Origin of the sequence: Kocuria nitroreducens (assembly GCF_042879195.1) — a bacterium.
GTDB lineage: Bacteria > Actinomycetota > Actinomycetes > Actinomycetales > Micrococcaceae > Kocuria > Kocuria nitroreducens.
Map to the genome: position 1 here is coordinate 49,296 of NZ_JBHZTC010000003.1, position 20,495 is coordinate 69,790.

Here is a 20,495-nt window from a genome sequence, read left to right on the forward strand (position 1 = left end):
CGTCCGAGCATGCGGATGGGCATGACAGTGGACACAAAAGACTACTTCACCCTAGACAACAGGCAGAAGGCGGTCAAATTAGCGACGCACGGCCACGGGACCCGGCGCCACCGGTGGCGGATCGGGCCGTCCGGGGCGGAAGCGGATCGAGCGGGATCGAGTGCCGGATCGAGCACCGGGATGCCCGGCGCCGCTGTGCAGTGCAGATCCTACCCACAGCTGTGCACGGATCTTCATCACATCCTGTGGAAAACCGGTCCGGTCGGACCCGCGGAACGACGCGGATCAGGGCCCGAACTACATGTCTGTAGTTCCCGGAGCGCCCGGAAATCGGCTATGAAGTGGTCTGACGCATGTTCTAGGCTGGCACTCGCGGCTGGCCCCCGACAGCTTTTCCACCGTTGTGAACAACGCTGTGGACAAGTTCCCCGCCGAGGGGCCGGGACGAACTGTCCACCGCCTCGTCATCTCGACGACACCTCGACGACAGCAGGAGTACGCGTGGGCACGCAGGACAATCAGGCGCTCAGTGCGCAGTGGGCCGAATGCGTGCAGTACATGTACGAGGACCCCATGACCACGGGGCGCTACCGGGGGTTCATCTCCCTGGCCCAGCCCCAGGGCCTCATCGGCACCACGCTGCTCGTCGCGGTCCCGAACGAGCTCACCCGCGAGTTCTTCCAGAACCAGATGGCGTCCGTGCTCCGGTCCTCCGTGGGCCGCGCCTTCAGCCCCGAGACGCTCGTGGCGTTCGTGGTGGACGCGGACCTCGAGACCGCTCCCGCACCGGAGGCCGGGGCCTCGACGCCCACCGCGGCCCTGCCCCCGCTCGGCGAGCTCGAGGCGGAGCGCAACCGCACCGACCTGCCCGCGCGGGTCGACCACGCCGACACCGCCGACGCGGTGGAGGTCGACCGGCGGACGACCGGTCTCGACCAGCAGCCCAGGGGGCTCATGGCTCCGCCCCCGGAACCGGCACCCCGCTCCGGTCTGGGCGCCGTCGACCGCACCCTGCCGCCGCCGCGGGACCCGCAGGCCGCGCCGCCGCGCCGCCCCGTCCAGGACACCGGCACCGCTCCCGCCGTGGTGGGGGAGTGGGACAGCTCCGCGCGGCTCAATCCCAAGTACGTCTTCGACTCCTTCGTGATCGGCCAGTCCAACCGGTTCGCCCACGCCGCGGCGTTCGCGGTGGCCGAGACCCCGGCCAAGGCCTACAACCCTCTGTTCATCTACGGGGAGTCCGGGCTGGGCAAGACGCACCTGCTGCACGCGATCGGTCACTACGCCAAGCGTCTCTACCCCCAGGTGCGGGTCCGCTACGTGAACTCGGAGGAGTTCACCAACGACTTCATCAACTCGATCCGCGACGACGAGGGCTCCTCCTTCAAGGAGATCTACCGCAACGTGGACATGCTCCTGATCGACGACATCCAGTTCCTCGCGGGCAAGGAGCACACGCAGGAGGAGTTCTTCCACACCTTCAACGCGCTGCACAACCACGAGAAGCAGATCGTGATCACCTCCGACATGCCGCCCAAGCAGCTCACCGGCTTCGCCGAGCGCATGCGCTCCCGCTTCGAGTGGGGCCTGATCACCGACGTGCAGCCCCCCGAGCTCGAGACGCGCATCGCGATCCTGCGCAAGAAGGCCACCAGCGAGGGCATGGACGCCCCCGACGACGTGCTCGAGTACATCGCCTCCCACATCTCCACCAACATCCGCGAGCTCGAGGGCGCCCTGATCCGGGTCACCGCGTTCGCCTCGCTGAACAAGCAGTCGGTGGACCTGCCGCTGGCCGAGCTGGTGCTCAAGGACCTCATCACCGACGACGGCGCGCAGGAGATCACCGCGGCCTCGATCCTGGCCCAGACCGCGGTCTACTTCGACATCAGCCTCGAGGAGCTCAAGAGCAAGTCCCGCACCCGGACGCTGGTCACCGCGCGGCAGATCGCGATGTACCTGCTGCGCGAGCTCACCGACATGTCCCTGCCCAAGATCGGTCAGGAGCTGGGCGGCCGCGACCACACCACGGTGATGCACGCCGACCGCAAGATCCGGACGCTGATGGCCGAGCGCCGGCAGATCTTCAACCAGGTCACGGAGCTCACCAACCGGATCAAGCAGCAGCAGCGCGAGGGCTGAGCCCGACCCCACCTCTCCTCGAGGGGCCCGGCGGAGCACCGCCGGGCCCCTTTTCGTGTCGTCCGTCCACAGGGTTCCTCGCGGGATCCCGGGCCCGGCGGCACTCTCCTGCACAGGATCGCCGCGCTTGTGGAGCGCCTGTGCACAGAACAGAACCCACACCTGTGGATAAAATTGTGGAATTCCCGGCCCAACCGGTGGAGAACCTTGGCACAACTCGGTGGAGGGCTGTGGAACCCCCGGAACCACGCGGATTCCGTCCACCGGCAGCAGGCGCTTCGGTGGAGCGCGAACCACAGGAACTCAACAGGCCCGGACCGCCCAGAACCTGGCCGAGAGGCAGTTATCCACAGATTCCACAGCGGTTATTAACACTCCTATCCTTAAAGAGACATCTGGCCAAACAACAAGAATCCTCGAGCTCCCACCTCGTCCGGGACCCTCCGGACGCCCGCACCACGAGATCGCCGCCATGGGACGGCCGAATGGCCGTCCCGTCAGACGGACCGATACGATGCAGAGGGCGGAGACCCGGCCCGCACCGCCTGCACCTCGCGGCGCAGCCGGCGCCGGGACCCGTCAGGACCGTGGCTTCGCCGTCCTTGCTCAGACTGAAAGGCAGCAACCTCTCGTGAAGTTCTCCGTCGAACGCGATGTTCTCGCCGAGGCCGTCACCTGGACCGCTCGGTCCCTCTCTCCCCGGCCTCCGGTCCCCGTGCTGTCCGGTTTGCTCATCCGTGCGGAGGGCGGTTCCCTGTCCATCGCGAGCTTCGACTACGAGATCTCGGCGCGGCTGTCGATCAGCGCCGACGTCCAGGAGGAGGGCACCACCCTCGTCTCCGGCCGTCTGCTCGCGGACATCTGCCGCTCCCTGCCGTCCGCCCCGGTGGAGGTGCATGCCGACGAGGGCAAGGTGACGCTGACCTGCCGGTCCTCGCGCTTCAACCTCGCGGCCATGCCGGTCGGCGACTACCCCGAGCTCCCCGCGCTGCCGGACGTCTCCGGCGTGGTAGCCGGTGACGAGTTCGCCCACGCCGTGGCGCAGGTCAACATCGCCGCGAGCAGGGACGACACGCTGCCGATCCTCACGGGCGTCCGCGTGGAGATCGAGGGCGAGAAGATGACGCTGCTCGCCACCGACCGCTACCGGCTCGCGATGCGCGAGCTCACCTGGCGGCCCAGCAACCAGGACATCTCCACGGCCGCGCTGATCAAGGCCCGCACCCTCAACGACATCGCCAAGACCCTCGGCCCGGCCGGTGACATCAACATCGCGCTGTCCGACTCCGCGGAGCTCGTCGGCTTCGAGTCCGGCGGCCGCCGCACCACCAGCCTGCTCATCGACGGCGAGTACCCCAAGATCCGGTCGCTGTTCCCCGAGCACACCCCCATCACCGCGGCCGTGCGGACCACCGAGCTCGTCGAGGCCGTCCGGCGCGTCTCGCTCGTGGCCGAGCGCAACACTCCCGTGCGCCTGGCCTTCACCCAGGGGCAGGTGGCCCTGGACGCCGGGACCGGCGAGGACGCCCAGGCCTCGGAGGTCCTCGACGCCCACCTCACGGGCGACGACATCACCGTCGCCTTCAACCCGACGTACCTGTCCGAGGGGCTGCACGCCTTCGCCTCCGACTACGTCCGGTTCTCCTTCACCGCCCCGCCCAAGCCGGCCGTGCTCTCCGCGCAGGCCGAGCCCGAGGGCGAGGACAAGGACGACTACAAGTACCTGCTGATGCCGGTGCGGCTCCCCAGCCAGTGACCGGCCGGCCCGGAACCGGAAGCTGCTGATCCCGGCGTGTTCGTCGACCACCTCTCCCTGCTCGACTACCGGACGTATGCCCACCTGGACATACGTCTCGCCCCCGGGACCACCGTGTTCCTGGGGCCGAACGGCGTGGGCAAGACGAACATCGTCGAGGCCCTGGACTACACGGCCGGCCTCTCCTCGCACCGTGTGTCCTCCGACGGTCCGCTGATCCGCTTCGGCGCCGAGCGCGCGATCGTCCGCGTCCGGGTGCGGCGGGGCGCCCAGCAGACCGTCCTGGAGCTCGAGCTCAACGACGGCCGCGCCAACCGGGTGCGCATCAACCGGGCCACGCCGGTGCGGGCCCGGGACGCCCTCGGCATCGTGCGCACCGTCCTGTTCTCGCCGGAGGACCTGGCCCTGGTGAAGGGCGACCCCTCCCACCGCCGGCGTTTCCTCGACGACCTCGCGAAATCCATGCGACCGGTACTCGCCGGCACGTTGGCCGACTACGAAAAGGTGCTCAGGCAGCGCAACGCGCTGCTGAAGTCGGCCCGCCGGAGCGGCCGGTTCACGGACACCCACCGGTCGACCCTGGCGGCGTGGAACGACCAGTTCGCCCGCGCCGGGGCCGGGATCCTGCACGCACGCCTGCAGCTCATCGACGCCCTGGCGCCCCAGGTCGCGACCGCCTACGGGCAGCTCACGGACGGGAGCAAGGAGACCACCCTGCGCTACATGTCCTCGGTGCTGCCCGAGAGCGCGGCCGGGGACGCCGAACGGCTGCGCGGGTTCACGCGCGCGGACCTGCACCAGCTGATCCTGGACGCGTGCGAGACCTCGGAGCAGCGGGAGCTCGAGCGGGGGCTGACCCTCGTGGGTCCGCACCGGGACGAGCTCGAGCTGCTGCTCGGCGCGGCCCCGGCCCGGGGCTACGCCTCGCACGGCGAGACCTGGTCCTACGCCCTCGCGCTCCGGCTCGGCTCCTGGTACGTGCACCTCGCGGACGACCCCTCGGAGGGCGCGGCGCCGGTCCTCGTCCTGGACGACGTGTTCGCGGAGCTCGACGCCCGCCGCCGCAGCCGGCTCGCCGCGATCGTGGCCTCCGCGGAGCAGGTGCTCGTAACCGCCGCGGTCGAGGAGGACCTGCCGGCCGAGCTCGTCGCCGGTCCGCACGACGTGGTGCGGGTGGGTCCCGGCACGGCCGTTCGGGACGACGAGCAAGTGCCCGCCGGCACCGGCCCGGAGCCGGGGGAGGCGGCGCCGTCGTGAGCGGGCCGCAGCGCGAGGACGACCCTCTGCCCGATGGGGAGCCCCCGGAACCTCCCGCCCCCGAGGTGAACGTCGTGCGGATCGAGGACGAGATCGACGCGCCGGCCGCACTGCTCACCAGGATGCGCCACGCCGCGGAGGCACGCGGGGACGGGCGGCTCTACGGGGCGGCCGCGCGGCGCAACCTCAAGGGCTTCGGCGCCGCGATGGAATCGGCCACGGCCTCGGCCGCCGAGCGCCTCGGCCGCCGGGGCAACGACGTGGATCCGCGGGCCCTCGGCGGATACTCCGGGGCGGGGCGCTCCGCCCGCGACCCCCGGGGCGTCGGCTCGGTGCTGGACGGGCTCGTGTCCGGCCGCGGCTGGAAGGCGCCGGTCGCCGTGGGCTCGGTGCTCGCCCGCTGGGACGACCTCGTGGGCCCGGGCATCGCCGGGCACTGCCGGCCGGAGAGCTTCGACGAGACCGTGGTGCGGGTTCGGTGCGACTCGACCGCCTACGCCGCGAACCTGCGGCTCATGGTCCCGCAGCTGCTGCGCATGTTCGACGAGCACCTGGGGGAGGGCATCGTCACCCGGATCGAGATCCTCGGTCCCGCGGCCCCGAGCTGGAAGCGCGGCCGCCGCTCCGTGCAGGGCCGCGGTCCCCGTGACACCTACGGGTGAGGCCGGCGGCCCGGACCGCTGAGCGGCCTCGTGGCGCGTTGCGACCCCCCTGGGGTGTCCCGGGGGTGGCGGACCGGAGGAAAAGTGGTCCTGAGGCCCTTTCCAGGCCGCTCAGAGCGATCTGGGGGCACCCCGAGGCCGCGGTTTTCCGATAGAATCGGTTCCAGACAGCAATCGACGGACCGGGCCCCCACGGCCGATCGCGGAACCCCGCCCGCGGCGCGGGCACCCGGAGACGTCGACCCGTTCCGACCCTGCACGAGCCGATGAGCCGTCGAACGTCTCATCGGCGTTGTCTTGTGCCGTCCGGAGCGGGACCGGTGTGCCCAACAGGAGGAGCCAGGAACCCGTGGCAACAGAGGACCCGCAGAAGCGCGAGTACGGTGCCGGTGACATCACCGTCCTGGAAGGTCTCGAGGCCGTCCGGAAGCGGCCCGGCATGTACATCGGCTCGACCGGCCCGCGGGGGCTCCACCACCTCGTGTACGAGGTCGTGGACAACTCGGTCGACGAGGCCCTGGCAGGCTACTGCGACCACATCGAGATCACCCTCCAGGCCGACGGCGGCGTCAAGGTCGTGGACAACGGCCGCGGCATCCCGGTGGACATCCACCCGACGGAGGGCCGGCCCACCGTCGAGGTCGTCATGACGATTTTGCACGCCGGCGGCAAGTTCGGCGGCGGCGGCTACGCCGTCTCCGGCGGGCTGCACGGCGTGGGCATCTCCGTGGTCAACGCGCTGTCCCGGCGCGTCGAGACCGAGGTGCGGCGCCAGGGCCGCGTCTGGCGGATGGTCTTCGCCGACGGCGGCATGCCGCAGGGCGAGCTGGTCCAGGGGGAGGAGACCTCGGAGACCGGCACCACCCAGGTGTTCTACCCGGACCCCGGGATCTTCGAGACCGTCGACTTCGACTTCGAGACGCTGCGGGCCCGCTTCCAGCAGATGGCGTTCCTCAACAAGGGCCTGCGGATCACCCTGACGGACGAGCGGGCCCCGGAGGAGTCGGGCGAGGAGATCGCCGGCTCCGCCTCTGACCGCACCGCCGTCCACGCGGACGCCGAGCCGGTCGAGGGCCGCGACGGCGGCACTGACGTCGCCCGGCTCAACCACGAGGACGAGGACGGCGCCGGTCACCGCCGCGTCGTCTACAAGTACGACCACGGCCTGCTGGACTACGTGACGTTCCTGAACACGTCCAAGAAGGCCGACCTCGTCCACGACGACGTCATCGCGCTCGAGTCCGAGGACACGGAGCGGAAGATGTCCCTTGAGCTCGCCATGCAGTGGACCACGGCCTACACCGAGTCGGTGCACACGTACGCGAACACGATCAACACCCACGAGGGCGGCACCCACGAGGAGGGCTTCCGCTCGGCGATGACGTCCCTCGTGAACCGCTACGCGCGGGAGAACAAGCTGCTCCGGGACAAGGACGAGAACCTCACCGGCGACGACGTCCGCGAGGGCCTCACGGCCGTCATCTCCATCAAGCTCGCCGAGCCCCAGTTCGAGGGCCAGACGAAGACCAAGCTCGGCAACTCCGAGGCGAAGACCTTCGTCCAGCGCGAGGTGAACAACCGGTTCGGCGACTGGCTCGAGCGCAACCCGGCGGCCGCGCGGGAGATCATCCGCAAGGCCATCAACGCCTCGCAGGCCCGGCTCGCGGCCCGCAAGGCGCGCGAGACCACCCGGCGCAAGGGCCTGCTCGAGTCGGGCGGGATGCCCGGCAAGCTCAAGGACTGCTCGTCCAAGGACCCGTCCCTGTCCGAGATCTACATCGTGGAGGGCGACTCCGCGGGCGGCTCGGCGGTGCAGGGCCGGGACCCCGCGCACCAGGCGATCCTGCCGCTGCGCGGCAAGATCCTCAACGTGGAGCGCGCGCGGCTGGACCGGGCGCTGTCCAACACCGAGGTGCAGTCGATGATCACCGCGTTCGGCGCGGGCATCGGCGACGACTTCGACATCGAGAAGGCCCGCTACCACAAGATCGTGCTGATGGCCGACGCCGACGTGGACGGCCAGCACATCACCACGCTGCTGCTGACGCTGCTGTTCCGGTTCATGCGCCCGCTCATCGAGCACGGCTTCGTCTACCTGGCCCAGCCGCCGCTGTACCGGATCAAGTGGTCCAACGCCCCGCACGACTACGTCTACACGGACACCGAGCGGGACGAGGCGCTGGCGCGCGGGTTCGCCAACAACCAGCGCATCCCCAAGGACAACGGCATCCAGCGCTACAAGGGCCTCGGCGAGATGGACTACACCGAGCTGTGGGACACCACGATGGACCCCGACCACCGCACCCTGCTGCAGGTGACCATGGAGGACGCGGCCGCCGCGGACCAGATCTTCTCCGTGCTCATGGGCGAGGACGTCGAGTCCCGCCGCGAGTTCATCCAGCAGAACGCCAAGGACATCCGGTTCCTCGACATCTGATCCGCGATATATGTCCCGCCCGGCATGCGATGGCCGAGGGTGGGATTTGTGCAGGACACCGAGGACCAGCAGACAGAACGGAAAGACCGCATGAGTGACGAGACCCAGGACGGACAGACCCCGGAGGACGCCGGCCTCGCCGGCGACCTGGAGCACACCCCCGTGCTGACCGACCGCGTGGAGCAGGTGGACCTGCAGACCGAGATGCAGCGGTCCTACCTCGACTACGCGATGGCCGTCATCGTGGGCCGCGCCCTGCCGGACGTCCGCGACGGGCTCAAGCCGGTGCACCGGCGCGTGCTCTACGCGATGTACGACGGCGGCTACCGACCGGACCGCTCCTTCAACAAGTGCGCCCGCGTGGTGGGCGAGGTCATGGGCCAGTACCACCCGCATGGCGACTCCGCGATCTACGACGCCCTCGTGCGGCTGATCCAGGGCTGGGTGATGCGCTATCCGCTGGCCCTGGGCCAGGGCAACTTCGGCTCCCCGGGCAACGACGGCGCGGCAGCCCCGCGGTACACCGAGACCAAGATGGCGCCCATCGCCATGGAGATGGTCCGGGACATCCACGAGGAGACCGTCGACTTCCAGGACAACTACGACGGCAAGAATCAGGAGCCGTCGGTGCTGCCGTCCCGGTTCCCCAACCTGCTGGTGAACGGCTCCTCCGGCATCGCCGTGGGCATGGCCACCAACATCCCGCCGCACAACCTGCGCGAGGTCGCGGACGGCGTGCAGTGGTACCTGCAGCACCCGGACGTCTCCAACGAGACGCTGCTCGAGGAGCTCCTGCAGCGGATCAAGGGCCCGGACTTCCCGACCGGTGCCCAGATCCTCGGCCACAAGGGCATCGAGGACGCCTACCGCACCGGCCGCGGCTCGATCGCCATGCGCGCCGTGGTCAACGTCGAGGAGATCCACAACCGCACCTGCCTGGTGGTCACCGAGCTGCCCTACCAGGCGAACCCGGACAACCTCGCGATGAAGATCGCCGACCTCGTCAAGGACGGCCGGATCACCGGAATCGCCGACATCCGGGACGAGACCTCCGGGCGCACCGGCCAGCGCCTGGTGATCGTGCTCAAGCGCGACGCCGTGGCCAAGGTGGTGCTCAACAACCTCTACAAGCACACACAGCTGCAGGACAACTTCTCCGCCAACATGCTCGCGCTCGTGGACGGTGTGCCCCGCACCCTGAGCCTCGACGCGTTCATCCGGCACTGGGTCACCCACCAGATGGACGTCATCGTCCGCCGCACCCAGTACCGCCTGCGGCAGGCCGAGGCCGAGGCCCACATCCTGCGGGGCCTGCTCAAGGCGCTCGACGCCCTCGACGAGGTCATCGCGCTCATCCGCCGCTCCCCGACGGCCGACGACGCCCGCACCGGGCTCATGGAGCTCCTGCAGATCGACGAGGACCAGGCGCAGGCCATCCTCAACATGCAGCTGCGCCGGCTCGCGGCCCTCGAGCGGCAGAAGATCCAGGACCGGCACGCGGAACTCGAGCGGCTCATCGCCGAGTACACCGAGATCATCGCCTCCGAGGAGCGCCAGCGCGGCATCATCTCCTCCGAGCTCGACGAGATCGTCACCCGCTACGGTGACGACCGCCGGTCCGAGATCATGTACGGCTACGACGGCGACATGTCGATGGAGGACCTGATCCCCGAGGAGGAGATGGTCGTGACCATCACCCGCGGCGGATACGTCAAGCGCACGCGCTCCGACCAGTACCGCTCCCAGCGGCGCGGCGGCAAGGGCGTGAAGGGTGCGCAGCTGCGCGGGGACGACGTCGTGGAGCACTTCTTCGTCACCACCACCCACAACTGGATCCTGTTCTTCACGAACCTGGGGCGGGTCTACCGCACCAAGGCGTACGAGCTGCTCGAGGCGGGCCGGGACTCCAAGGGCCAGCACGTGGCCAACGTGATGGCCTTCCAGCCGGGGGAGCGGATCGCGCAGGTCATGGAGCTGCGCTCGTACAGCGACACCCCGTACCTGGTGCTCGCCACCCGCAAGGGGCTGATCAAGAAGTCCCGGCTGATGGACTACGACACCAACCGCACGGCCGGGGTGATCGCGATCAACCTGCGCGACGACGACGAGCTCGTCTCGGCCCAGCTGGCGTCCGCGCAGGACGACCTGCTCCTGGTCTCCCGCAACGGCATGTCCCTGCGCTTCACCGCGAGCGACGAGGTGCTGCGTCCCATGGGGCGGGCGACCTCCGGTGTCACCGGCATGAAGTTCCGCGACGGCGACGAGCTGCTCTCCGCGAACGTGGTCACCGACGACGCCTACGTCTTCGTGGTCACCGAGGGCGGCTACGCCAAGCGCACCAAGGTGGAGGACTACCGGGTCCAGGGCCGCGGCGGCATCGGTATCAAGGTGGCGAAGCTCGCGGAGCAGCGCGGCCGGCTGGTCGGCGGGATCATCGTGGGCGAGGAGGACGAGGTCCTCGTGGTCATGGAGTCCGGCAAGGTCGTGCGCACCGGTGCCTCCGAGGTCCCGGCCAAGGGCCGTGACACGATGGGCGTGATCTTCGCGAAGCCCGCCCTGGGCGACGCGATCACCGGGGTGGCCCGCAACGCCGACCGGGAGATCGCCGAGGAGGTCGACGCCGAGGCCGTGGCCGAGGTCGACGTCCAGCTCGACGAGACGATGGAGACGGCCGACGTCCTGGACACCGGAGAGGACGACGAGCTCGGCCGCGTCCCCGGTTCCGGGGACATGACGGACGATGAAGTAGCGTTGGACCCGAACAACAACGGAGGTAACGCATGAGCTCGAGTTCCGGCTCCAACGCCGCCGGCAAGTCCGGACGCTCCCCGCTGGCGTCCGCACCCCGCGCAGGGACCGGGGCGCCGTCCGGGACGGCGAAGCCCTCGACGAGCGCCCGGACCGCGCCGAAGCCGGCGAAGTCCGGTCCCGCGAAGTCGAGCACCACCTCGTCCGGCTCCGGCCCGGCGAAGAGCTCCCGTCCCGCGAGCTCGACCAAGGGCCTGGTCCGCCCGGCCCCCCGTCCGCGGGTGCGCCGGGCAAGGCTCGTGGTCTCGAAGGTGGACACCTGGTCGGTGCTCAAGCTCGCGTTCCTGCTGTCGGTGGCGCTGGGGATCATCACGGTGGTCGCCGCGGTCGTGCTGTGGATCGTCCTGGACCTCACGGGCCTGTTCGACGGGATCAACGAGCTGCTCGGGATGCTGGGCGGCGCGGGCGGGGCCCTGAACATCAAGGACTTCCTGTCCCTGGGGCAGATCGCGATCTTCGCGACCATCGTCTCCGTGGTCAACGTCATCCTGCTGACCGCCCTGTCGGTGCTCGCCGCGCTGCTGTACAACATCGCGGCGGCCCTCGTGGGCGGGGTCGGGCTCACCCTCACGGACGACTGATCTGGCGCGGTCGCCGGGGTCCGGCCCGGCCGGAGCGATTTGGCACGGGTCGGCAACTCCGGTATCGTTTCTTCTCGGTCCGCAAGGGCCGGAAGGGCGTATAGCTCAGACGGTTAGAGCGCTTCGCTGATAACGAAGAGGTCCCAGGTTCAATTCCTGGTACGCCCACGGTTCCCTTTTCCGCAGGTCAGGAGGCAGGCGTGAACAGGAAGATGGCCGCGGTCCTCGCCCTGGTCGGGGCATCGGTCGCGGTGCTCACCAGGCTGCGGGAGGCCGACGCCGAAAGGAGCGCCTGGGCGGACGCCACCGACGAGGTGGAATAGCCCGGACACCACGGGGGCGTGGCGCAATTGGTAGCGCATCTGCTTTGCAAGCAGAGGGTTAGGGGTTCGAGTCCCCTCGCCTCCACCACATCGGATCCCGATCGAGCACACGCTCGGTCGGGATCTCGTCGTTCCCGACCGGGTCCCCACCCACCCCGGGGCCACCGCGTGGCGGGGCCGAGGTCTCGTGGCAGACCTGGCGCGTCCCCGACCGTCCTCCCGGCAGGCTCCCCGGCAGTTGTCAGGTGCGCCGCCCGGAACCCGGGAGAAGCCATGCCCTGAGACGACTTCGCCGACAAGGCGCTCACCCCTCTGCCGGGCATCGACCCCGGCGAACCGCTCGAGAAGGTCAACGGCTGGAAGGTCGTGGGACCGGGCCTGGTGGTCGCGGCCACCGGTGTGGGCGCCGCGGACCTCGTGGCCACGCTCACCGCCCGCTCCCGGTTCGGCTACGGCCTGCTCTGGGCCGTCGTGCTGGGCACGATCCTGAAGATCATCCTCGTCGAGGGCGCCGGCCGGTACTCCCTGGCCACCGGGCGCACCATCTTCGAGGGGTGGCGCTCCCTCGGCCGGTGGACCACGGTCTACTTCGACCCCTACATCATTTTCGGGTTCGTCTACGGCGCCACCGCCATGTCGTCGGCCGCGCTGCCGCTCGCGGCGCTGTTCCCGATCCTGCCCCTGTGGGCGTGGGCGATCTTCATGGGCCTGCTCGGCTTCGCCATGGTCTGGTTCGGCCGCTACGCCCTCGTGGAGAGGCTCGCCGCGCTCATGGTGGGCATCATGTTCGTCGTGGTCGTGGGACTGGCCGTCATCGCGGTCCCCAACGTCCCCGCCATGCTCGCCGGTTTCGTGCCGATCTTCCCGGAGGGCGGCCTGGTCCACACCCTGGCGTTGGCCGGCGGCATCGGGGGCACCATCACGCTGGCCGCCTACGGCTACTGGCTGCGGGAGAGGGGCTGGTACCGGCCGCGCTGGATGCGGGTGATGCAGCTGGACAACGCGGCCGCCTGCACGGTCACCGGCATCTTCGTGGTCGCGATGCTCATCGTGGGCGTCGAAGTGCTCTACTCCGCGGGCTACGCGATCAGCGCCGGGGACGAGGGCCTGCTCGAGCCGGGCGAGATCCTCAAGGACCGCTACGGGGACGTCATCGGCACCGCGTTCCTCGTCGGGTTCTGGGCGGCGTCCTTCTCCTCGCTGGTCGGCGTGTGGTCCGGCGTCGCCCTGATGCTCGCCGACTTCTGGGGCGACATCCGCGGCAAGCACAGCGGGCACCCGGACACCGTGACCGGTGGCGAGTACTTCCGGTTCTACCTGCTCTGGCTGACGTTCCCGCCGATGCTCCTGTTCATGCTGGGCCGGCCGGTGTTCCTGATCCTGCTCCATGGCGTGCTGGGCGCCCTGTTCATGCCGTACCTGGCCCTGACCCTGATCTGGCCGCTCAACACGCGGCGCACCACCGAGCGCTGGCGCAACGGCGTCGCCACGAACGTGATTTTGGGCCTGTGCGTGGTGCTGTTCACGGTGCTCGGCCTCCACCAGGCGTGGGACACGCTCCAGGACGTGATCGTCTGGTTCCAGGGCTGAGCGGCCGGCCCCGCTCGACGGCAGAGGCCCCCGCTCCCGGAGGGGAGCGGGGGCCTCTGCCCGGACCGGGCGGGGATCAGCCCTCGTTCTCGTCCTTCTTGCCCTGGATCTGCTCCTTGACCTCGTGGATCGTGGTCTTGGCGTCCTCGCCGACGGACTTGGCGTTGTCCTTGACCTCGGAGGCGGCCTCCGAGACACCGCCGGACTGACCGGCCGGGGTCGTCGCGTCCTTGACGTCGTCGACCTGCACGCCGGTGCCGGCGGCCACGGTGGACTCCTGGGCCACCGGGGACGCGGTCACCCGCGGGGACGTGGCCGCGGGGGTCTTCCAAGGATCCTCGACGGGGCGCGACGCCTTCCAGGCGGCCACGCCGGCCGCACCACCGGCAGCGAGCAGGCCCAGCAGCAGCAGGCCCTTGTGGGACTTCTGGTCCTTCTTCTGCTGCTTGGCGTGGTCCTTGACGACCTTCGCGGCGGCCTTCTTCGCGTTGGCCACGGCCTTCTTGTCACCGGTCAGCTTCGCGACGATGGCCTCGAGCTGCTCGGGGGTGTCCGCGTCGGCGAACTTGCCCGCGAGCAGGGCGGCGGCACCGGCGTACTTCGCCTGCAGGGCGGCGCGGCTCTCGGTGGCCCGGTCAGCGGCCTTCGCGGCCACGGGGGCGGCGGTCTTCGCGGCCTTCGCCGCGACCGGGGCGGTCACCGCGGCCGCCTTCAGCTTCGCGGAGCCGGAGAGCTCGTGGGCGCGTCCCAGGCCTTCCTGCACCTTGGGACCGGCGGTCGCGACGCCACCGGCGAGGGCCGCGGCGCCCGCCTCGACGCTGTGCTGGAGCCGGGGCGCGAGGTCACCGATCTCCTTGGACGCCCACTTGCCGGCGTCCAGGACCTTGCTCTCCGCGGCCTTCTGCGCCGCGACGGTCTTCTTCTCGCTCTTGGACTTCTTGAAGCTCATGAATCCATCCCTCCTCGGGTCGTGACAATCCACTGTCAGCATACGGGCAGAGCCGTCACGGCAGGAGGGTGCGCCGTGCAATCCCGGGCCTTTTCACTGTGCGCTGAACCCCGGGACCCCACCGGGGAGGGCCTCCGGGGGTCGTGCAAGAATGAGCGCATGACTTCTGCCATCCCCACCGCCAAGGCGACCATCCACACGAACCACGGCGACATCGTCGTGAACCTGTTCGGCAACCACGCCCCGAAGACCGTCAAGAACTTCATCGGACTCTCGGACGGCACCCAGGAGTGGAGCGACCCGCGCACCGGCGAGAAGCAGACCGTTCCCCTCTACCAGGACGTGGTCTTCCACCGCATCATCCGGGACTTCATGATCCAGGGCGGGGACCCCCTGGGTCAGGGCATCGGCGGACCGGGCTACGAGTTCGACGACGAGATCCACCCCGAGCTCGACTTCAACGAGCCCTACGTCCTGGCGATGGCCAACGCCGGCAAGCGCAACGGCAAGGGCACCAACGGGTCCCAGTTCTTCATCACCACCGCCCCCACCACCTGGTTGCAGGGCAAGCACACGATCTTCGGCGAGGTCGCCGACGACGCGTCCCGGAAGGTCGTGGACGAGCTGAACAACGTCCGCACCGGCGGCATGGACCGCCCGGTCGAGGACTGCGTGGTCACGTCGATCGACATCGAGCAGCTCTAGACCCGAGCACTCTTCCCGACCCGGTACGGCCGGGCGGGGACCAGCGGCGCGGGCCCGTCCGGAGCGATCCGGACGGGCCTGCGCCGTTCTCGTCCAGTCCTGTCCACCCCCGTCCATCGATCCGGGCCCGCAGGCCGGCCCAGGAGGAGTTCCAGTGAGCGGCGAGCGACCGCAGTACGGCGCGTCCACCGGAGGCGACGTCCCGGTGTGCCCGCGCCACCCCGATCGGCCGGCGTACGTGAGGTGCCAGCGGTGCGGCCGGCCGACGTGCCCGGAGTGCCAGCGCACGGCCGCGGTGGGCGTCCACTGCGTCGACTGCGTGCAGGAGGCGACGCACTCGCGTCCCGCCGTCCGCACGAGCTTCGGCGGACGGGCTGCGCAGGGCTCCCCGATGCTCGTCACCTGGTGGCTCATCGGCGCCAACGCCGTGGTCTACGCGCTGCAGTGGCTCGTGCAGGCGGTGGGCGTGAGCCTGCTGCAGCTGTTCGCCTACGCCCCGGTGACCACGACCTCCGAGCCGTGGCGGATGCTCACGAGCGGGTTCCTGCACTCGATGTCCAGTCCGCTGCACCTGCTCCTGAACATGTACATGCTCTATCTGTTCGGGCGGATGCTCGAGCCGGCGCTGGGTCGTGGCCGGTTCCTGCTGCTGTTCCTGCTCTCCGTCCTGGGCGGTTCCGTGGGCGTCCTGCTGCTGTCGCACCCTCTCAGTCTCGTGGTCGGCGCCTCCGGGGGAGTCTTCGGCCTTTTCGGTGCCCTCTTCGTGCTGCAGCGCCACCTGGGGCAGTCCATCACGCCCATCGCGGTGCTGATCGGCGTGAACGTCGTCTTCGGGTTCCTCTTCCCGGGCATCGCCTGGCAGGCGCACCTCGGAGGGCTCGTCACGGGCGCGCTCGTCGCGTTCGGCTACACGGCCGCCTCCCGCCGCCACCGTGGTGCCGGACGCCGTCGGTGACGCCTTCCCGCACCCGCCCGGGAGCGCTCGCGGTCCGGGGGTCGGCCGCTTTCTCCACAGGGGTTGTCCCCACCTGTCGACAAGTGACAGCGGTGGAATTCCACACCTGTGAGCAACGGTGTGGACAGGGCGGGGGCGGCTTCCACAGCTGTTAATAACGCTGTGGAGAGGGAACTGTGCACACGGTTCTCCACACCTGTGGACAACGTTGTGCACCGGTTGGGGAGAAGGGGAACGGCTGCGCCACCCGGGACGGCGTCCTCAACCGATCCTCAGGCGGCGTGCGGAAGACTGGACGGGGGCGGATCCCGCCGCGCCCACGGACGAGGACGGGAGGACGCGTGCGCGTGCTGCTGGTGGAGGACGAGGTGGACCTGGCGGAGTCGCTGCGCCGTGGTCTCACGAACGAGGGCTTCGTCGTCGACGTCACCCACGACGGCATCACCGGAGGGTGGCTGGCCCACGAGAACCCCTACGACGTCGTGGTCCTGGACCTGATGCTTCCGGGCAGGAACGGATACGCCGTGCTCGAGGACCTGCGCGCCGCCGAGAACTGGGTCCCCGTCCTGATGCTCACCGCCAAGGACGGCGAGTACGACCAGACCGACGCCTTCGACCTCGGCGCCGACGACTACCTGACCAAGCCCTTCAGCTTCCTCGTGCTCGTGGCTCGGCTGCGCGCCCTCATCCGCCGAGGGGCGCCCGAGCGGCCCGTGGTGCTCACGGTCGGGTCCCTGCAGCTCGATCCCGTCCGCCGGACCGTGAGCCGCCGCGGGCAGGTGCTCGAGCTCACCGCCAAGGAGTACGTCATCCTCCAGTACCTGATGCAGAACGAGGAGAAGGTCGTCTCGAAGCTCGAGATCATGGACAACGCGTGGGACGCCGGCTTCGAGGGGTCCGAGAACATCGTGGAGGTCTACGTGGGCTACCTCCGGAAGAAGATCGACGCCCCCTTCGGCCTCTCCACCCTGCAGACGGTCCGCGGCATGGGCTACCGGCTGGTCCCGGACGAGCCCGGGACCCCGGCGTCGTGATCTCCTCCGGGGGAGGCCTCCTCGACCGCTGGGGGGTGCGGGAGCGCAGCACGGCCGCCGCGGCGCTGCTCATCCTCCTGGTGATGGCCGTGGCCGGGGCCGTGCTGCTCGAGGTGCTGAGCCGCGCGGCCGTGGGGGCGGCCCACGACCAGGCCGTGACCCGGCAGACGGAGATCCTCCAGGAGCTGGGGCTGCCGTGGGGGCCGCGCAGCGCCGAGGGGGGCGCGGGGCAGACGGCGGTGTTCACGCAGGCCGGGCTCGGCGAGCTGATGCTGCGGCTCGGCCGTCCGGGCGTCATCGTGCAGATCCAGGACGCGGAGGGTCGGGTGGTGGCCGCGTCCCCCGCCAGCGCGCTGGACACGGACCTGTCCGTGCCGGTCCTGGAGCCGGGACAGTCCTCCGACTCCTCGGCGACCAGGAAGGAGGACGCGCTCGGGACCGACGACTTCGTATATGTCGCCCATGGCATGTACATTGACGGCGTGTCCCTGACGCTCACCGTGGCCGTGCCCATGGCACTGCAGCAGGGCACCCTCGAGACCGTCTCGCTCTTCCTGCTGGTCGGCGGTCCCGTGCTAGCCCTGCTCGGGGCGGCGCTCATGTGGTTCCTCGTCGGCCGCTCCCTGGCCCCGGTGCGCCGCATCACCGGACAGGTCCGGCGCATCGGCACGGCACGCCTGGGGGAGCGTGTCGACGTACCCCCCACCCGGGACGAGATCGCGGCGCTCGCCGCCACCATGAACGGGATGCTGGACCGGCTGCAGGCGTCCGACCGCGCGCAGCGGAGGTTCGTCGCGGACACCTCCCACGAGCTCCGCAGCCCGCTGGCCACCCTCACCACCACGATCGAGGTGGCGGCCTCCGACCCGTCCGGGGCGACGTGGCCCGAGGTCTCCCCCGTCCTCCGGTCCCAGTCCCGCCGGATGGGCCGGCTCGTGGAGGACCTCCTGACCCTCGCCAAGGTCGACGACGCCGGGCTGCGGCTGCGCACCGCGGACACCGACCTCGACGAGGTGGTCCGGGAGGAGGTCGCCCGGATCCGCCCGGCCTCGCGGCACGAGGTGCGCGTGCACCTGGACCCCGTGCGCATCCGGGGGGACGCCAGCCGGCTGCAGCAGGTGGTCCGCAACCTGCTCTCCAACGCGGAGCGGCACGCGGCCACCTGGATCACCGTCTCCCTGCGGGCGGAGGCGGAGGAAGCGGTCGTGGCCGTGGTCAACGACGGCGACACCATCGCGCCGGAGGACCGGGACCGGGTCTTCGAGCGGTTCGTGCGGCTCGACGACTCCCGGACCCGGGACACGGGCGGATCCGGACTGGGCCTGGCCATCAGCCGGGAGATCGTCGCGGCCCACGGGGGAACGATCAGCGCGGGCGAGGATTCGCGGGGCCACTGCCGGTTCGAGGTGCGTCTCCCGCTGGAGGACGGGGTCCCCGCGGGCTGAGCGCCGCTCAGTATCCGGCGGCTGCGGCTCCCCAGACCTGTGCGGTGAGCTCGTCGACGCGCTCGACGGGCCTGCGCTGGGCTCGCAGGGCCTGGGCGACGAGCCGCTGCGCGGTCGAGGCGAGATGCTCTCGCATGGCGCGTGCCGCCGCCTCCTCGTCCCGGGCGAGCACGGCCCGGACCAGCACGTCGTGCTCGCCCGCGAGCTCTCCGACGGGCCGCTGAGACGTGGCGGCCACGACGCCCAGGAAGGACGTGGTGGTGCGCAGCCGCTCCACGAGCTGGACGGCCTGGGTGTTGCCGGCGAGCAGCAGCAGCAACCGGTGCAGCCCCTCGTCGGCCTCCGCGGTCGCCTCGAGGTCCCCTGTCCGGGCCGCCCCGTGCAGTGCCTCCCACCGGGCCCGGACGCGGTCGAGCTCCTCGGGCTGTGCGAGCCGGGCGACCCGGCGGGCGGCCGGCACCTCGAGGGCGGTGCGCACCGCGAAGATCTCCGCGACGTCCGCGGGGCTGACCTCGACGATCTCGAAGCCGCGGTTGCGGTGGAACCGGATCAGCCCGGCCTCGCCCAGCCGCAGCAGGCCCTCCCGCACCGGGCTGCGGGAGACGTCCATGGCGGAGGCCAGCTGCTGCACCGAGTACAGCCGCCCGGGCTCCATCTCGCCCGCCGTGATCGCCCGGCGCACCGCGGTCATCACCTGCACGGCGAGCGAGCTCCCGGTCGTGGCGGTGACGGACGGCAGAGCGGGGACCGTCGCTCCGGGTCGGCCGTCGGCCGGCGACCCGGCGACGGGGCGGTGTGGGGTGGTCACGGCGTGATCGTCAGCTTGATGTCCCCGGACCGGTGCTCCTCGGCCCGCTGCATGGCCTCCCCGATCCACTCGAGGGGGAACTCGGGCCCGAGACAGTGCTCCACGTCGATCTCGCCCTCGGAGATCCGGCGCAGGGCCTCCCGGAAGGACGTGAGCCCCGGCTCCGACTGCGCCGCCACGGAGCACTGCAGCCGCAGATTCTTGCGGAACGCCGTCCACAGCGGGACCTCGGTGGGCCCGTGCCGCTCCGGCAGGCCGAAGAAACCGACGACGCCCCGGTCGGCCGCGAGCTCGACGGCCTGGTCGCGCAGCACGTCGTGCCCCACGGCCTCGATCACGAGGTCGGCACCGTGGCCCCCGGTCACCTCGGCCACGACCACGGCGAGGTCCTGCTCCGGCACCCGCACGGGGAGGGCGCCCAGTCTGCGGGCGACGTCGAGCCTGCCGGTGTCCAGGTCGGACGCGACGACGTGCGCGAAACCCAGTCTCCGGGCCTCCTCGACGAAGAACAGCCCGGCGGATCCCGCTCCGATCACCACGCAGGTGTGCGCCCGGCGGGCGGGCGTCTCCACGGGCCAGAACTGGCGCATCGCGTAGAGGCAGGTGCCGTACTGCTGCGCCATCATGAGCCGCCGCAGCTGCAGGGAGTCCCGCGGGTCCGTGCCGGCGGGCAGCTCGACGACGTGCAGGTCGTCCAGCAGCTGGAGCTCCGCGAAGCACCCGCCCATCTCGCCCTGGGGGACCGTCAGCACCAGGGCGCCCTCCGGGACGCGCTCCGACCGGGACTCCACCACCACGCCGACGCCCTCGTGACCGGGGTAGCCGGGGCGGCTCGGGCCCTCCGCGTGGAGCAGCCCGTGGAAGGCCGCGTGCAGGTCCGATCCGCAGATCGAGGCGTGCAGCATGCGCACCACCAGCTGACCGGGCTCCCGGGCCTGCGGATCGGGCCAGTCGGTGATCGTGACCGTGCCCGTGGTGGGGACGTGGGATCCTCGCATGCGCGCCTCCTGGTGTCGGGCGCGCCGGGCGCCGGTGGGTGACAT

General features: G+C 70.5%; 16 protein-coding genes and 2 tRNA genes. 15 read left to right on the top strand and 3 right to left on the bottom strand.

What is annotated here, in order from left to right; genetic code table 11:
* The first annotated feature begins 558 nt into the window (after positions 1-558).
* The 11 genes from dnaA (at position 559) to ACFYE1_RS02495 (ending at position 13,556) form a co-directional block, all read left to right on the top strand.
* Positions 559-2,142, top strand: a complete 1,584-nt coding sequence (gene dnaA / locus ACFYE1_RS02445) for a chromosomal replication initiator protein DnaA (protein WP_387739906.1) — start codon at positions 559-561, stop codon at positions 2,140-2,142.
* 631 nt (positions 2,143-2,773) lie between these two features.
* A complete protein-coding gene (gene dnaN, locus ACFYE1_RS02450; protein ID WP_387739582.1) occupies positions 2,774-3,898 on the top strand; it encodes a DNA polymerase III subunit beta in 1,125 nt (374 codons plus the stop codon).
* Positions 3,899-3,934: 36 nt separating this feature from the next.
* Entirely contained in the window at positions 3,935-5,155 is a 1,221-nt protein-coding gene (recF, locus tag ACFYE1_RS02455) for a DNA replication/repair protein RecF (RefSeq protein ID WP_387739585.1), read from the top strand.
* Complete coding sequence (locus tag ACFYE1_RS02460; protein WP_387739588.1) at positions 5,152-5,817, top strand: DUF721 domain-containing protein; 666 nt, start codon at positions 5,152-5,154, stop codon at positions 5,815-5,817. Before recF ends, ACFYE1_RS02460 begins: the two co-directional genes overlap by 4 nt.
* Before the next feature lie 349 nt (positions 5,818-6,166).
* Complete coding sequence (gene gyrB / locus ACFYE1_RS02465; RefSeq protein ID WP_387739590.1) at positions 6,167-8,254, top strand: DNA topoisomerase (ATP-hydrolyzing) subunit B; 2,088 nt, start codon at positions 6,167-6,169, stop codon at positions 8,252-8,254.
* A gap of 90 nt (positions 8,255-8,344) precedes the next feature.
* Positions 8,345-11,038 carry a DNA gyrase subunit A gene (gyrA, locus tag ACFYE1_RS02470; protein WP_387739592.1) on the top strand — a complete coding sequence of 898 codons (2,694 nt, stop codon included), beginning with the start codon at positions 8,345-8,347 and terminating at the stop codon, positions 11,036-11,038.
* The gene (locus ACFYE1_RS02475) at positions 11,035-11,643 is read left to right on the top strand and encodes a DUF3566 domain-containing protein (RefSeq protein WP_387739594.1); all 609 of its coding nucleotides are present in this window, start codon (positions 11,035-11,037) and stop codon (positions 11,641-11,643) included. The genes gyrA and ACFYE1_RS02475 overlap by 4 nt, the downstream gene beginning before the upstream one ends.
* A 94-nt stretch (positions 11,644-11,737) precedes the next feature.
* Positions 11,738-11,811, top strand: a tRNA-Ile gene (locus tag ACFYE1_RS02480).
* A 32-nt stretch (positions 11,812-11,843) separates the two neighbouring features.
* Positions 11,844-11,966 (top strand): DLW-39 family protein, encoded by a 123-nt coding sequence (locus ACFYE1_RS02485; protein WP_387739596.1) that lies wholly within the window; start codon positions 11,844-11,846, stop codon positions 11,964-11,966.
* A gap of 12 nt (positions 11,967-11,978) precedes the next feature.
* A tRNA-Ala gene (locus tag ACFYE1_RS02490) sits at positions 11,979-12,054 on the top strand.
* Between the two features lie 224 nt (positions 12,055-12,278).
* The gene (locus ACFYE1_RS02495) at positions 12,279-13,556 is read left to right on the top strand and encodes an Nramp family divalent metal transporter (RefSeq protein ID WP_387739908.1); all 1,278 of its coding nucleotides are present in this window, start codon (positions 12,279-12,281) and stop codon (positions 13,554-13,556) included.
* A 76-nt stretch (positions 13,557-13,632) separates the two neighbouring features.
* Here ACFYE1_RS02495 and ACFYE1_RS02500 read toward each other — a convergent pair whose 3' ends face one another.
* Positions 13,633-14,505: a hypothetical protein gene (locus tag ACFYE1_RS02500; protein WP_387739598.1), complete on the bottom strand. Its 873-nt coding sequence runs from the start codon at positions 14,503-14,505 to the stop codon at positions 13,633-13,635.
* 159 nt (positions 14,506-14,664) lie between these two features.
* On the opposite strand from ACFYE1_RS02500, the gene ACFYE1_RS02505 reads away from it, so the two are divergent.
* From ACFYE1_RS02505 to ACFYE1_RS02520, 4 genes are all read left to right on the top strand, one after another.
* A complete protein-coding gene (locus ACFYE1_RS02505) occupies positions 14,665-15,210 on the top strand; it encodes a peptidylprolyl isomerase (protein ID WP_387739601.1) in 546 nt (181 codons plus the stop codon).
* A 154-nt stretch (positions 15,211-15,364) separates the two neighbouring features.
* Positions 15,365-16,165: a rhomboid family intramembrane serine protease gene (locus tag ACFYE1_RS02510; RefSeq protein ID WP_387739602.1), complete on the top strand. Its 801-nt coding sequence runs from the start codon at positions 15,365-15,367 to the stop codon at positions 16,163-16,165.
* Positions 16,166-16,506: 341 nt separating this feature from the next.
* Entirely contained in the window at positions 16,507-17,199 is a 693-nt protein-coding gene (locus ACFYE1_RS02515; RefSeq protein ID WP_387739604.1) for a response regulator transcription factor, read from the top strand.
* Positions 17,196-18,644 (top strand): sensor histidine kinase, encoded by a 1,449-nt coding sequence (locus tag ACFYE1_RS02520; protein WP_387739606.1) that lies wholly within the window; start codon positions 17,196-17,198, stop codon positions 18,642-18,644. Before ACFYE1_RS02515 ends, ACFYE1_RS02520 begins: the two co-directional genes overlap by 4 nt.
* A 7-nt stretch (positions 18,645-18,651) precedes the next feature.
* Here the strand turns inward: ACFYE1_RS02520 and ACFYE1_RS02525 are convergent, their stop codons facing one another.
* A complete protein-coding gene (locus tag ACFYE1_RS02525; protein ID WP_387739608.1) occupies positions 18,652-19,452 on the bottom strand; it encodes a GntR family transcriptional regulator in 801 nt (266 codons plus the stop codon).
* The gene (locus ACFYE1_RS02530) at positions 19,449-20,450 is read right to left on the bottom strand and encodes a zinc-binding dehydrogenase (protein WP_387739611.1); all 1,002 of its coding nucleotides are present in this window, start codon (positions 20,448-20,450) and stop codon (positions 19,449-19,451) included. The genes ACFYE1_RS02525 and ACFYE1_RS02530 overlap by 4 nt, the downstream gene beginning before the upstream one ends.
* Positions 20,451-20,495 lie beyond the last annotated feature (45 nt).

Coding starts and splice junctions, on each gene's coding strand:
- ACFYE1_RS02530 (WP_387739611.1), bottom strand. CDS start 20,450: ATGCGAGGATCCCACGTCCCCACCACGGGCACGGTCACGATCACCGAC.
- ACFYE1_RS02500 (WP_387739598.1), bottom strand. CDS start 14,505: ATGAGCTTCAAGAAGTCCAAGAGCGAGAAGAAGACCGTCGCGGCGCAG.
- ACFYE1_RS02505 (WP_387739601.1), top strand. CDS start 14,665: ATGACTTCTGCCATCCCCACCGCCAAGGCGACCATCCACACGAACCAC.
- dnaA (WP_387739906.1), top strand. CDS start 559: ATGTACGAGGACCCCATGACCACGGGGCGCTACCGGGGGTTCATCTCC.
- ACFYE1_RS02475 (WP_387739594.1), top strand. CDS start 11,035: ATGAGCTCGAGTTCCGGCTCCAACGCCGCCGGCAAGTCCGGACGCTCC.
- gyrA (WP_387739592.1), top strand. CDS start 8,345: ATGAGTGACGAGACCCAGGACGGACAGACCCCGGAGGACGCCGGCCTC.